This window comes from Desulfosporosinus sp. HMP52 (genome assembly GCF_000765145.1).
Taxonomy (GTDB): Bacteria; Bacillota; Desulfitobacteriia; order Desulfitobacteriales; family Desulfitobacteriaceae; genus Desulfosporosinus.
This window is the reverse complement of the sequence record NZ_JMGA01000015.1, coordinates 1-13,785: the sequence shown is the minus strand read 5'-3', so window position 1 is coordinate 13,785 and position 13,785 is coordinate 1. Positions and strand designations below refer to the sequence as shown.

The following is a 13,785-nucleotide window of genomic DNA, read 5'->3' as shown; positions in this document are numbered from 1 at the left end:
AGGGGTTATCTGGCACTTTCGAAAGCGAACAGAGCAGCCCCAAGGGCACCGGTCAATTGTGCCATGGGAGAAGCCATGACGGGTATAGCAAGCTCTTTCTCCATCATCCTAATAATCATCCAGTTCAGGCACACTCCGCCGGTCATAACAACCTCACTTTGCACGCCTAAACGTTTTACAAGTCCGGCAACACGGCCTACCACAGAATTGACAATACCCGCTGCAACATCCTCACGAGAGGTACCGCCGGAAAGCTGAGAAATAACCTCAGACTCTGCAAACACTGTACAAGTGTTACTGATTGAGGCTGGGTTTTCTGCTAAGGCAGCTAAATCTGCTAAATCCTCAATATTAATTTCTAAAATCCGTGACATGACCTCCAAAAACCTTCCGGTACCCGCTGCACATTTATCATTCATAATAAAGTTAGAGACAATTCCCCCTTGTCCAACCCTGATTGCTTTAGCGTCCTGACCACCGATGTCAATAATCGTCCTTACACCCGGAAGAAGTTCATAAACTCCACGGGCGTGACAGGTTATTTCCGTAATCTGTTGGTCCGCACCCGGGAAATGAGTTCTGCCATATCCCGTTGCAATCACCCTTTTTATATCCTCCCGACTCAAATTCACCTCCCGAATAGACTGTTCAAAGGCTCTCGCCGGCCCGCTGCTTCCTGCACCGACAGGTATTATAACTTTACTTAAAATCTTTTTGCCATCTTCCAAAACTACAACTTTAGATGAGGTAGATCCAATGTCCACACCTGCAGTTATCAATTACAGCCCCCCTTCCTTCTTAGTAATGTATAATAGCAATTACTATGGACTATGCAAATGATCCAATCCATCTCAGTCCAGGGCCAGACTTAACCACCTAAATTTTCATAAAGAGCTACATTGAATTTCTATATAACCGTCTTCTCCATAAAGCCGCTTAAATCCTTCTTTTACCAAATAGCATGGAACTCCAACGAACGGGAAGGGAGGAATTTAAAAAAACGTCCACCTTTCACTATTTAATGTGAAAGGTGGACGCTTGAACTTGTCTCAGAAAGATTTCTCCAATTATACCGAATCTATAATCAATTCGTAATCAGATAAACCTCTAGCTTTCAGGTGTTCCACAATATCATTGACGGTAACCAAATTTGCAAACTCTTCATCCGTAATGGTTATCTCGAAATCATCCTCCAGATCTCCAATAATCATCGACATATCTATAGAATCCACAAATAAGTCTTCCCGCAAACGGCTCTCCAGAGTTATCTTTCTTTTTTTCTTTTGCAAAATATGATTTAAAATGAATAGTACTCGGTCTTCCATTTTTCGTCACACACCTTCCCTCAACGCTTATTAATGTTGTGTTGGCTGAATTCATGCACCAAGAATTATATCACATGGACGCCTGGTTTATTGTATAGCGCAAAGTTAATCAGACAAATTTCAGGCGATGGTGTAATACTCCAACAATTCAAGCCAGACCTCGAATGATCTGACCTTCCTACCTATTTATTAAATGAATAATATTTTTCATCAGGTTCTTGCCATTTATAATTTACATATTCAACAGTTACATATCCAGTACCCTGGTCTCCTATCCGGAAATTCGCAATAACCATGGGTACATTATCTCCAGTCATTTGGCTCTCATTCTGTGGAACAAATAGAGCAGATTTAGTTGAATAATATATGTTATCTACATTCTCATAATTCTTATTAATATAAGTTTTGAGTTTATCTTCAAGACTTTTATGCCCCTCGACTCCTCCAAAAACATATATTTCTTCATAAGTTTGGTAGCCAGTTATGATACCATTATAGGCAAAATTAAATAATACCCAAGATAAAGTAAAGAAAACTACAATTCTGCCTTTATGTACGGCCTTCTTTTTCTTTAAGTGAAAGTAAATATTCCCTACCGGTACTATTATTCCCCAGATAATTATTAATGGGAATAAAAAAATACTCACAAGCAAAATTCCACATGCTGCCTCAGCAATTCTTGTTACTCCCCCAAGTAAAAGGATTATTAGATAAACCCAAACAAAGATTGATGAACCTATGAATAATTTAAATTCCCTTAAAAGCATATTCATTTAATTTACCTCTTACCAGATTAATATATCAACTTCCATTCCACATCTTACCTCCTATTTCCTTCTTATATATTATTTTTAATACCGAGGGGGGCATAATTCCTCACCCCATTGAAAGTCATCTAAAATGCCAAACAGCGGCCGCATGGCCGCCACTTCTCCCCTAGCTTAGTGATAATATCATCAGGACAGCTGCACAATGTGCGGGGAAATGTGTTCTATGCGCCTTATGAACCGGGTTATGAATAAATAGCGTAAAATTGTGTTATATAACTGTTTTGCAAATCATTATCCTGATATTGACACCGGCTAAGATCCTTGATATACTGACCAAACAAAAGCAAATTGCAATGCGATGATAAGGAGAAGTACATACTCCCGATATTTAAGAGAGAAGATGGTTGGTGCGAATCTTCATGGAGGAAGTATGGAAGTAGCCTTTGAGCAGTGAACCGAACGAGAGAAATCTTCAGTAGACTTCAACGGAGTTTCCACCGTTACAAGGAAAGCGGTATCGATCACAGTAGTCGTGCTGATTTTATTCAGGACCATACATGTTTTCCGTACTGACAGAGTGCAGAGGTTTTTCCTCTGAATTTAGGTGGTAACACGGAAGTAGATTCGCCCTAAGCTAAAGTAAAATTTAGCTTAGGGTTTTTTATTTCCTTTTATAAATTTTAAGGAGGAGACAAGACTATGCAACAAATCAGAGGCACCAGTTTATTGGTAAAAGCGTTACAGGAAGAAGGAGTAGATACACTCTTTGGCTATCCGGGCGGGCTGGTAACGGATATTTTCGACGAACTCTATCACCAAGATGACATTAAAGTTGTCTTGCCGCGCCATGAGCAGGCCCTGGTTCATGAGGCAGACGGTTATGCACGTTCGACAGGTAAAGTGGGAGTCTGCCTGGTGACCGGCGGTCCCGGCGCAGCAAACATGGTCACCGGAATTGCAACGGCTTACTATGACAGTGTGCCGCTGGTTTGCTTGTCCGGGCAGGTTGCCTCCAGTCTGATTGGCGACGATGCCTTTCAGGAGGCCGATATCGTCGGGATCACCAGAAATATTTGTAAACATGGAGTTATTGTTAACGATCGCAAGAATCTAGGCAGAATACTCAAAGAAGCTTTCTATATTGCCAGAACCGGGAAACCCGGTCCGGTCTTAGTTGATTTGCCTAAGAATGTTATGGTGGAGTTAGGCAGTGATGAATATCCGGACAAGGTGAATATCCGGGGGTACAAGCCAAGTACAAAAGTCCACATCGGACAGCTTAAAAAGGCGGTAGATTTATTAAATACTTCCCAAAAACCAATTTTCCTGATTGGCGGAGGCGTCAATATCGCCGGAGCCCAGGCTGAACTGACCAAGCTGGTGGAACTGACCAAGATTCCTGTGGTCACCACCATGATGGGCAAAGGCAGTATTGATACGAAACATCCCTACTATCTCGGCAACGTAGGCATGCATGGCAGTTATGCCGCCAATATGGCCGTTACGGAATGTGATCTGCTCTTTTCCATCGGAACAAGATTCAGTGATAGGGTTACGAGTAAAATCAGTGAATTTGCCCGCAATGCTAAAATCGTGCATATAGATATTGATTCAGCCGCCATCTCCAAGAATATTAAGGTGGATATACCCATTGTCGCAGACGCCAAAGAAGCCATTACAGCTATGCTTAACTATGTAAACGAGCATGAGACAGGGGAATGGCTGAAGCAGCTTTTAAGCTGGCAAGGGGCACACCCCCTTACTATGCAGAGTAACAACGGGCTGACAGCTAAAAAGGTCATTGACCATATCAATGAAACCTGCCAAGACGCCATCGTCGTGACGGACGTGGGACAACACCAAATGTGGACCATTCAGTTTTTAGAGTTAAATAGGAATATGCAGCTCCTAACTTCAGGGGGTATGGGAACAATGGGCTATGGTTTCCCTGCTGCCCTAGGTGCCAAACTGGGTAATGAGCATAAAACGGTGATTTGCATTTCCGGTGACGGGGGAATGCAGATGAACATTCAAGAGCTGGCTACTGCTGTGGCGGAAGAGCTTCCTGTGATTATCTGCCTGTTTAACAACAGTTCTTTAGGCATGGTAAGACAAGTTCAAACCCTCTTTTTCGAAAAGAATTATTCAAGTATCTGTACCAGACGCAGGAAATCATGCCCCAGAAAATGCAGCGGTACAAGTGATCAATGTCCTCCCTATTCACCGGATTTTGTGGCCTTGGCTAAAGCTTACGGAGCGGAAGGTATCCGGGTGACCACAGAAGGGGAAATTGGGGCCGCCTTCGATCAGGCCTTAAAAAACACGGATGGTCCTACGATCATCGAATTTATCATCGACAAAGACGATCTTGTTCTGCCTATGGTCCAAGGCGGCAAACCATTGTATGAGATGATTTTAGAATATTAAGGAGGGCAAAAAACATGGAAAAACGCTGGCTTTCACTTTTTGTAGAAAATGATATCGGGGTTCTGGCCAAGATCTCAGGCCTGTTTTCAGGCAAAGCCTATAATTTAGAAAGTCTGACGGTGGGCATGACAGAGGATGAAACTGTTTCCAGAATGACCATAAGATTAATCAGTGACGATGAGACCTTTGAACAGATTAAGAAGCAATTAAATCGCTGCGTAGAAGTCATCAAGGTCGTCGATTTTACTGATAGTCCCATTCATATGAAAGAACTGCTCTTTGTTAAAGTCAGAAAATGCTCTAAAGGGGATCTGGACGAATTGTTCAGAATTGCTGAGGTCTTTGGTGTTTCAATCATCGATTATGATAAAGAAAGTGTCTTGATGGAATGCGTTCAAACAGAAAGCAAGAACAACGCTCTGATTACTCTCTTGAGCAGTGATTTCCAAACCATTGAAGTGGTTAGAGGCGGAAGTGTGGCCATAGAATCTATCAGTATCACTGAGCGGTGATTATAGGGTAGTTCATTCTCGTAAAAAGGCACCGCAATCCGTTGCGGTGCCTTTTTACTATTCTATTCACTTGATGACAATAGCAGGTAATCTACCTAAATTCGATGGCTTGTTGCTGACCGGATAGATGATAAGACGATTGCCTTTGAGTTAATCGATTAACAGAAAACCATAGCAATTTTGGATATCATCTTTGTTGGTCAGAACCTCACATGGCAGCCCCTCTTAGGTCGGCGTCTGATAGAAGCCAAGGCTTTACTCAAGCATGGGGAATGGGGCCAGTGGCTGAAATAATCGGTCAGTTACTCCCAAAGCACCGCCACCAGACTCATGCAAATCTATAAGGAGTACGGCCCCAAACCCCTCGACGTTTCCGAAGGAAACAACAGTTCAAATTATGCAGCGCTGCACAATTTGACTTACACCCAAGCCCTTATCCTCTTAGGTGTCCCGGAAGAAGAGCGGGAGAAATTCGTTGAAGACAATGCCATTGATAATATGTCCACCCGAGAGCTGCAGCAAACAGTCAACGAAAAGAATCAGGCGATTGAGGACAGAGATCAGGCCCAAGCAGAAAAAGCTCAGGCCATTGAGGAGAAAGAAAGACAAATATGCGGATTAATAATTAAGATCTTAGTCTCTTTGACATTTCTAGCTTTTTCCTTAGCCCAATTCTCCATCCCCATTATCAAGGAATAATTTTCCTTTGCTTCGCACTTGAGGCCGATAACTACGACTATGTCAAGTAACTAGAACACCTAGATCAAAAAACGCCAAAATCAGGCTCAACGGCTGATTTTGGCGTTTTCATTGTTGTGTTATTTCGTGTTTCAAAGAATCGCACTGATCTCCCGAATACTCACTATTGCTTCAATTATCTATGTACTCAAGCCTTCAAAAAACTGTTTTATCGATTGCTGTACGTCCTGGGTGGACATCCAAATTATATCCGATACAGAAACCACTTGCATTCAGGGACTCTGTATTTTAATTCAAAGTTTTTAATGTAACCATTTATCACTCCCTGACAATTAAAGATGAGCTCCCGACAGCCTACAGACTTTTCCTCACTGCGGGTAAGTATTTTATCAATACGAACGACGATAGTTTCCTCCCCCTCAATAATCTTATATTTCTCAGGGCGTATGACTCCCTCTTTGGAGTGGGTTGTAATGGCTTCAATCGGCTTCATAACAATTCTCATACTAACCACACTTCGCCCAATCTCCAGTGATGCATTCGGTGCATCCTCCAACATGAATAAGTTTATTTCCACACACTGGACATTGGTTCTGGGCAATTAACCAGGCTTCACAAGGCTCCATACAATGCAACATTCGATGACAATCTGCACATACATCATTCATATAACTCGCCTCACAGTACATGTATTTGGCATTATACCGAACTAGTGTTCTTATTATATGCGCATATTAAGAGAATATCAATGTAATAGTTTGCCATGATTAAGAACGTCAACATGTATTCAGAATACTTGCACAAGTTATCTGAATTTTTAGAGGATTTTACATAGTATATAACGAAGTATTCTTTATGTAAGCTACTGGATTCCACGCCATTGATCAGTTTAGTCAATTTATCCTTGATATCAACCCATAAACTTTGCCACTACCGTCCAGCAGATGTATAAAAAACAGCTGCAATAGCGGGGATGCTTTTAGCAAATATAGCTAGTATTAGCAAAGATCCTAAATACGGTAAAACACCACTCGTCAAAAACTGGGGCAGCTTTCGAACGTCTAAATTGCCTTGTTTATAATTAGGAAGGACTTTTTTAATACTCTTGATAAAATACACGCTGGTGCAGCTCGATTGGAAGAGTAGTTGATTCGTTATCAGCTTGAGGGTTCGATTCCCATCACCAGCTCCATTTAACGTTATTCACTCCACCAAAAACGTAAAGCAGGCCTAGACCTGCTTCATTTTATGCCATAAATAATAGGAAGGATTAATTTAACCTAGGTAATATCTAACGGATACTTTCCTGCTCTACCCGTTTCCTATGCCGCAAAAGTTCCGTAATTACAGGATGCCATGTCTCATAACCGGGTAACGTCAACAACTGTTCAAGTTTCAGACACTGTTCTTCCCCAAAGGAGAGTCCGGTAGTTACATAGTCCAAATAAGTCACGACATCCATTCGGTAAGGCCGTAAGGAAGGAAAGAAGTGCTCTTTCAAATACTCAAAGATTCGAATCCCCCCGTAATCGATATCCCCCCAGTGATAAATTCCTTCCAGCGACAGAGGGTTCTGAGTCTCGATAAAGGTGGAAATTTTCTTAAGGAGTCTCTGGGTCGACTTATGGGGGAAACCTCCTGTATAGATGACAAGCAACGGCGCAGAAAGCTGGACTGGATGTCGAATCACTTCATGGTAAGTCGTGAGATTTTCGACAAGGAGAATTGCTCTGGCAGGAATGTCCCGGATGGAGAGCTCTTTGATGGATTCTGCGGATAGTCCAAGTCCGCCTTGAAAGGCCCTAAAGTTAAATCCAAGGCTCTTTGCCCTGTCCTCTTCAGTTGCTGAGTTACCAACTAACTCAGTCGGCATTTCTATTTCAAGGGGGCCAAAAACCAGTGTCATTTTTGGATTTTCGACAATCCCCACTTGATCCAGATAATCCTCATCTTTCTCTAATTCTTCGGGATAAATTTTGCGCAACAGGCTCAACAAACGCCGTTCGACACCTTGTTCAAAGCGCTTGCTGTCTTGAAAAAGTTTTTGGCTGAGAACTCGTTTGGGAGTATTCTCCTCCAGCCCGGGGAGTGCCAAAAGAACCTGAACCAGGTCCCCATATCCCTGATGATCGTCTAAGTCCAGCCCGGAAGGTCTTCTTTCCTCCAGCCTCCTGTAAGTCTCTTCTCCCCAAGTTCGAACCCAGTCCCAGGGATGATGGACTAGAGGAATTAAGAGCTCTGCAAGTTGACGAATTTTGTCACCTTTAGGTTTTTCACCGGTATGCAGATAGGCTCTCTCCACTCCTTCAAAGTTAAGGTAGACTTTTCCTACCTCAATATTCTCCTTATGTTTAGGCCAAGTAACTTCTGTGATTCCCTCATGACAGAGTTCTTGGAGAGCATTGTGGATCAATTCTCGTTTTCGATAATCCATCTCATCGTCATAATCCTTGGCCAGTTCTGAACCTTTGATGGTCATTTGGGGGCGCTGTTTACCGGGAATTCCGGCCTGGAAGGACTGACTGCGTTCATATTTCTTTAACAGTAGTGAGAGAATCCTTCGTTTGTACTGATCAACGGATTTCTGTGCCATTTTGCCCTCCTCTCTTCTCCAACATACACATGGAAATTTCAAGATTAATTGTCAAACAAACTTGGTTCATCAGCGAAAAGACCACCGCTTTGGGGAGAGGTCTGATCATGCTTATCCTCGTCCACGTTTTTTTCCTTGTTTCCAAGGTGTTCTTTATCCTCTATGTTTTCTTCGGTCTCTCCGGTCTCTCCCCTTTCCTCTGTTTCCTTGAGATTATCCAAGATCTCGGCACGACTGATCATATCTACGAAGCAGTGATGCCCTTCCCGATGGACGATCAGCGTCGTCGATACTTCCGGGGCCATATGCTGCATCTTTTCATCGGGTACCGCGGCTATGAGTTGCAGATTCATTTGCTTGATCAAGCGCAAACTTGTTTGAATCCGCTCTTCGTCCATTTTATTGAAAGCTTCATCGAAGACCACCAAGCGCAGGGTTTTCCCGGAGTTATAGAGGTGATAGAAGGAAGCTAATACCGCAATATAGAAAGGGGTTTGGGTTTCTCCGCCGGATTTCTCTTTGAGAACCTGCGAGAAGAGGTAACGCCCGGTTTTGCTGGTGACGGCAATGTCAAAATCAAGATAGCGCCGATAATCCGTAAATTCTTCTTGATCCCCGGCTTCACCGCGCACGAGCCGTTCAAAGAGTTCATGAAGAGCATCTGCTTTCTCATCGACCAGAGCATCAAACAAAGAACCGCGCTCAATAATATTGGGGTCCATAATCACTTCATAGAACCGTTTATATTTATCGCTGGGCCGGACTTCAAAGTGGTATTTATCCTCGTGAAAGGGGAATGATTTGAGGGCCAGGTTCAGCTGGTTAAATTCATAACGGGCCATTTCTATGGCTTCGCGCATCTTGGCAATGAAGTCAGATTTAAATTCTTCTTCCGATTGCTGCATGGCTGCAGTTAGTTTTTCCTGGTATTCCGGGATGTTCACACCTGCCACTTCATCGAGAAGGCTTTGATAGGAAGTGTTATCTTCAGCGTCCAAATCTCCACTGTAAGTGTAGCGAATATTATAGGTCTGACGCAGTTCGTGGAGTTTCTTGAACTCTTGGTCCCGACGGGTTCCATTGCCCTTTTGGCTGTTTTCCCAATTGGTGAGCTTCGTCGCAGCTGCCAGCTCTTGTTTAGAGGCCTCTTGCCAGCGTTCCTCTGCTTTGTCCCAATATTCCGGCCCATAGCTGGTTTTCCAGGAATCCCAATGAGCTTGGGCTTCTTCTGTGCGCCGGGATATAAGGTAGTGTTTCGTTTTGTTTTCGGAAATGCTTACCTTCAGTTCGGCAACCTGGCCACTGAGTTTTTTCAATCCTTCAAAAAGCCCATCTTCTCGCTTGCGCCAGGCATCATATTCTGCTTTAAGCCGGTCTACTTCACTGAGATCCAGGTTTTCCAACTTAATTTGCAGCTCTTTAAGCGTAGATTCTAAATTCCGAACCTCTGCCGGGAGTTCGAGACCATCGGCAAAGTTGTCATAGAGGCTTCCACGGTCGGCTAAATTGACAACCCAATGGCGAGTAACATCGCGTTGCCGCTGCAATTCTCTCAGCAATGCTTCCGTCTTTTCCAGCTCACTCCGTTTAATTTCGAGCTGCCGGACAATGGCCTGTGAACCAATATAGGGCACCTCATAACGAGCTTTCGGGATTTGACGGGCTACTAAGTTATGGTAGGACATACAGGTCTGAGTAATGGCCGTCGGATACTGACGCAGCTCCTGTTCATCTTGGGCCTTTATGACCCTGCCCAATAAATGATCAATCCGAGCTTGGATCACGGGATTCTCGGTTTGAAGCAGGGTTGCCAGAGACCCTCGGTCTTGATTCCCCCTGTATCGTTTTTCCTTGTCCGTATCCACTAGCCCGACACCCTCTAGGCGATGGGCCCATTTTTCTTGCTCATAGAGGTGAAGGGCTTCAGCAAAGACCTCCGGTTCAACCAGCAGGTCAAACTTTTGGGTGTGGAGATAGCCTTCGATGGCATTGCGCCAGGCTTCATCGAGGACCTCCAGCTCTTCACAGAAGATCCAGACGGGGGATCGTCCGGCCAGACGCTCTTCGAGCAAGGCTTTTAAGCGCAGGATCTCCTCCTTATAGGGTCTCTTCTTTTGCTCCAGTCCGCGGATATCTTGAATTAAGCCGGTTTGGAGGGTTTCCTGCTCCCTTATTTTGTCCTCCAGCCGGGTCTGAGCCTGATGAAATCGCATTTGGAGTCCAGCCAAAAACTGTCCTGTTATTCGGAAGCTTTCCTCAATCCTTTCCACTTCAAAGGATAAGCTTTGAGTTTCTGCGGTCTGACAATTTAAAAGCGCTCCCTGCAGGGCATCGATCCCTTTCTGCAATTCATCCTGATCATCTTTTTTCCAGAAATCAGTGGTCAAATCCATGGTAGATTTGAGGTTTTCAAGCAAAGTAATTTCCCGCTTGACTTTGGACTCAAAGATCTGCAGGTAACGCTGTTTCTCCTGGAGGTCCTGATTAAGTTCCCGGAGTGTCTTTGTCAATTGTTCCTGTTCTTTCTTGTGCTCATGGGTGGAATACTTCTGCAGATATTCTTCGGCACGACTCCGGGCTTCACGGTGCTGCTCCTCGGAGAGAGTAATTTGCGCCTGCAAGTCCTCCAACTGGCGTTCTTCTGACACCAAAGTCTGATTAACTAAAGCCAGGTCTTCCGTAAGCACGAGATGTTTAAGACCGCGTATAGCGTACTCCTGAGTCACGACGATATCCCGCAACCTGATCCCCTGTTCATGCTGTCGGGCAATCTGGTCGAGAACGGTCTGCCGCTCCAGGAGCGCTTCAAGTTCTCTTTGATAGCGTTCATGAAGATCAAAGTTCTCTTTCATCACCTGGAGTTGAAGCTCTTTAGCATCGAGAATATACATATAGACAAACTCACGGATATCTTGAATGGGCTTAAAGGACAAAGCCCGCAAAAAAGTGCGGTAAAAGCGCGGTTCCAGCTGTCCCATCCGGCTGCGGAAGGCTTTCTGATATTCCAGCTTGACCCGGTAAAACTGGCCTTTCGGCCGCAGGCGCAGGGCATAGCTGTGGAATTCTTCCCGGTTCCGAAATCTCCCTTTTTCGTTCTTTAACTCAAGTTGGGAGAATTTCAGGTCGGGAAGAATAAAGTGTTCGTCATCTATTTTGTTATCGCTATAGACATCCAAGACCGTTCCCACAACAAAGGACTCCCGGGTTTTATCATCATAAAACTCGGCGAGAATATAAGTCGTAAAATCCCGTTCCCGAACATAGGATTTTTCGTCGCTGCCGATTTTCCCTCTCAGATAGTTGATAATGGAGCGTTTAGCTTCCTCATGAGCCGCAGGATTAAAGCGAATCTGACGCAGGTCGGCAATAAAAAGCACCTGCATAGCGTCAATGATGGTTGATTTCCCGGCACTGTTGCGCCCGGAAATAAGGGTTTGCTTGCCAAATTCCAGGATTTCATCCTGGAAATAGTGCCAGTTAACGAGCCGCAGCTGTTTCATCCACTTCATCGAATAACTCCTCTTCATCGAGTTCTAGGTCATAGGCCTTGATTCGCTCATGGATTCTCTCGATGGAATCCGCATCTAAAGCATAGAGCATGGTGTGAAAAAGCCTGAAACGACAATCATCCAGGTTAACCTCTTCATCCAAGGGCTGGAGAAGCTTATATTGGGTAAAGAGTCTGATCAGTTCCAGGAAACGGGTCTTTCCCGGGAAAGGAAGTCGGAAGGTTTCATATTTAGCCCGGATTTCATACTTCGTGGTGAGAGGAAACTCGGTTAGAATAACCCCTTGACGTTTTTCCTGATAAATTAGGCGCAGCACTAAGAGGGCAATGCTTTCATCCCTGGTCAATCTCAGCCGGTGAGCACCATCCTTGGAGAAAGCGAAAACGCACTCATGCCGGTCATCCAGTTGGAAATCCCAATTTAAGAACTTAAAGAATTCTTCAAGCTGAGGACGGAGTTTTCGGGCTGCCTGATAGCGCTCCCGTTCCAATTCCTTGATTAAAAAGTTCACCTTAAGCAAACGATTGATCAGATCACGTAACTTTTCCCGTTCTTGTTCACTGAGAGTTTCGAACACGGCGCGTGCCTCCCTTCCTTACTTGTACGCGGCGAATCTGACGATCATAGAAGCGGTAGCCTCCGATGTCTAAGATGCGCTTATTTCTTCGATCCAGAATATAGCCCGTCTCCCCATCATAACCGTATAAGTAAACATAGGTTAAATAGAGGAACTCTTCAAGTGTCTGGGGGGCCAATTCCGAGATCCCCATCTCTTCCCTTTGTCCCAAGCGCTCTAGAACATAGGATCTAACCTTATCCCGGGAGATGCTGTGGCGCATTTTAGCCAGGGACTTTTCCCGAAGCTCATTTTTAAGACCTTCCGGAATTTCCAGGACTTCATAATCAGCGGGCTGCAAAGGGGCACGTTTTTTACGGGCAGGAAGCAGGGAAGTATCAGAAAGTTGAGAAATGGTCAGAAAATGCAGTCCCTCCGACCCGAGAATTTTATCCGCTTCCCGATCCCCCTGACGGCCTCGTGCGGACAGCCAATCTAAGATCCCGGCCAGCCGTTGATCCACCCCTTGGGAATGTTGGCTTAAGTACCGAGCCCGGTCATAGGAGGCACGCAAATATTGATTATGACGCAGGTCAATCCGGTTAAATACCTCATCCAATTCCCGATAAACTTCTTCTATGGTTAAAAGTGCGGCGCGAAGCTTGAATTCCGCGTCGGCACGGGTTGTAAAAAATTCACTGCGCAGCCCATCTTCAATAGCTTCCTGAAAAAAAGCAGAGTCCATTAACCAGGTTTGAACGCAGTCCAAGATCTGATGACGGTAACGGGAGACGTGGTCGGAAGTTTTCAAGCGATGATAACTGCGGTCGACAATTTTGGTTTTATACTCGTCAAAATGATGATCCAAGACTTCCTGGAGGCTGGCTTTAGCCGCCACTTGCTCGGCATGATGCTTCATGTTATTGACCAGAATCGTCAGCTCCCCAATAAACTGTTCCGTCATTTTTTCCGCTTCGATCATCGCGAATGCAGGACGCCGCTTGGCTTCCTCACTGGTTAAGAGCTGGTAGGTCACAAAGGCGAATCGCTGGAACTCAACAGTCCGCTCTTCACAAAGTTCCTTCAGCACTTGGAGAATCCGGCTTGAATAATGGGGCAGAACGATATACTGCTTGAAGTTATCTCTGGTTTCCACTTCCAACCAGCCGAGGTTCTTCAAGCGTCGCAAGATCGTATTCGCCTGGGCACGGAAAAGGTCCATTTCGCTCAAATCAGGCTCAACCAAGGCGGACGCACCCGTGTCAATTTGATCTTCCTCAGAATCGAAGGCGTAACCCAACTCCTGCTGAGTCTCAATCAATTCCTGAAAAAGGTCACGCATCAGGTCATATTCGATTCCGAAACGGTTGCTTTTATGTTGTTCATAAAGGAGC

At 44.7% G+C, this 13,785-nt stretch carries 10 protein-coding genes, 1 tRNA gene, 1 pseudogene and 1 other annotated feature; of the genes and pseudogenes, 4 read left to right on the top strand and 8 right to left on the bottom strand.

The window, feature by feature from the left end; translation table 11 throughout:
• Positions 1–5: 5 nt before the first annotated feature.
• From DP73_RS05405 to DP73_RS05395, 3 genes are all read right to left on the bottom strand, one after another.
• Positions 6–779 (bottom strand): acyl-CoA dehydratase activase, encoded by a 774-nt coding sequence (locus DP73_RS05405; RefSeq protein ID WP_034598052.1) that lies wholly within the window; start codon positions 777–779, stop codon positions 6–8.
• A gap of 288 nt (positions 780–1,067) precedes the next feature.
• Entirely contained in the window at positions 1,068–1,325 is a 258-nt protein-coding gene (locus DP73_RS05400; protein ID WP_034598051.1) for an acyl carrier protein, read from the bottom strand.
• Between the two features lie 182 nt (positions 1,326–1,507).
• Positions 1,508–2,098 (bottom strand): hypothetical protein, encoded by a 591-nt coding sequence (locus tag DP73_RS05395; protein WP_034598050.1) that lies wholly within the window; start codon positions 2,096–2,098, stop codon positions 1,508–1,510.
• Positions 2,099–2,444: 346 nt separating this feature from the next.
• Positions 2,445–2,730, top strand: a binding site (T-box leader).
• Positions 2,731–2,794: 64 nt separating this feature from the next.
• Between DP73_RS05395 and ilvB the strand changes: the two genes are divergently transcribed.
• The 3 genes and pseudogenes from ilvB to DP73_RS05380 all read left to right on the top strand — a co-directional run bounded on the left by ilvB (position 2,795) and on the right by DP73_RS05380 (position 5,733).
• Complete coding sequence (gene ilvB, locus DP73_RS05390; RefSeq protein ID WP_034598049.1) at positions 2,795–4,522, top strand: biosynthetic-type acetolactate synthase large subunit; 1,728 nt, start codon at positions 2,795–2,797, stop codon at positions 4,520–4,522.
• Positions 4,523–4,536: 14 nt separating this feature from the next.
• The gene (gene ilvN, locus DP73_RS05385; RefSeq protein WP_034598047.1) at positions 4,537–5,034 is read left to right on the top strand and encodes an acetolactate synthase small subunit; all 498 of its coding nucleotides are present in this window, start codon (positions 4,537–4,539) and stop codon (positions 5,032–5,034) included.
• A gap of 180 nt (positions 5,035–5,214) precedes the next feature.
• Positions 5,215–5,733 (top strand): annotated as a pseudogene (locus tag DP73_RS05380) (DUF3102 domain-containing protein).
• A 244-nt stretch (positions 5,734–5,977) separates the two neighbouring features.
• On the opposite strand, the gene DP73_RS05375 reads toward DP73_RS05380, so the two are convergent.
• Positions 5,978–6,292 (bottom strand): hypothetical protein, encoded by a 315-nt coding sequence (locus tag DP73_RS05375; RefSeq protein ID WP_052090416.1) that lies wholly within the window; start codon positions 6,290–6,292, stop codon positions 5,978–5,980.
• 560 nt (positions 6,293–6,852) lie between these two features.
• Here DP73_RS05375 and DP73_RS05365 point away from each other — a divergent pair.
• Positions 6,853–6,925 (top strand) — tRNA-Thr (locus DP73_RS05365).
• A gap of 99 nt (positions 6,926–7,024) precedes the next feature.
• Here the strand turns inward: DP73_RS05365 and DP73_RS05360 are convergent.
• The 4 genes from DP73_RS05360 to DP73_RS05345 all read right to left on the bottom strand — a co-directional run.
• Positions 7,025–8,326 carry a Wadjet anti-phage system protein JetD domain-containing protein gene (locus tag DP73_RS05360; protein WP_034598044.1) on the bottom strand — a complete coding sequence of 434 codons (1,302 nt, stop codon included), beginning with the start codon at positions 8,324–8,326 and terminating at the stop codon, positions 7,025–7,027.
• A 44-nt stretch (positions 8,327–8,370) separates the two neighbouring features.
• Positions 8,371–11,835 (bottom strand): SbcC/MukB-like Walker B domain-containing protein, encoded by a 3,465-nt coding sequence (locus tag DP73_RS05355; RefSeq protein WP_052090414.1) that lies wholly within the window; start codon positions 11,833–11,835, stop codon positions 8,371–8,373.
• The gene (locus DP73_RS05350) at positions 11,804–12,412 is read right to left on the bottom strand and encodes a DUF4194 domain-containing protein (RefSeq protein WP_034598043.1); all 609 of its coding nucleotides are present in this window, start codon (positions 12,410–12,412) and stop codon (positions 11,804–11,806) included. Before DP73_RS05350 ends, DP73_RS05355 begins: the two co-directional genes overlap by 32 nt.
• Positions 12,393–13,785, bottom strand: a 1,393-nt coding sequence (locus DP73_RS05345; protein WP_034598042.1) for a Wadjet anti-phage system protein JetA family protein, incomplete at its 5' end; no start/stop codon positions are given. The genes DP73_RS05350 and DP73_RS05345, both read right to left, overlap by 20 nt.

Coding starts and splice junctions, on each gene's coding strand:
- DP73_RS05395 (WP_034598050.1), bottom strand. CDS start 2,098: ATGAATATGCTTTTAAGGGAATTTAAATTATTCATAGGTTCATCAATC.
- DP73_RS05375 (WP_052090416.1), bottom strand. CDS start 6,292: ATGTTGGAGGATGCACCGAATGCATCACTGGAGATTGGGCGAAGTGTG.
- ilvB (WP_034598049.1), top strand. CDS start 2,795: ATGCAACAAATCAGAGGCACCAGTTTATTGGTAAAAGCGTTACAGGAA.
- DP73_RS05360 (WP_034598044.1), bottom strand. CDS start 8,326: ATGGCACAGAAATCCGTTGATCAGTACAAACGAAGGATTCTCTCACTA.
- DP73_RS05355 (WP_052090414.1), bottom strand. CDS start 11,835: ATGAAGTGGATGAAACAGCTGCGGCTCGTTAACTGGCACTATTTCCAG.
- ilvN (WP_034598047.1), top strand. CDS start 4,537: ATGGAAAAACGCTGGCTTTCACTTTTTGTAGAAAATGATATCGGGGTT.
- DP73_RS05400 (WP_034598051.1), bottom strand. CDS start 1,325: ATGGAAGACCGAGTACTATTCATTTTAAATCATATTTTGCAAAAGAAA.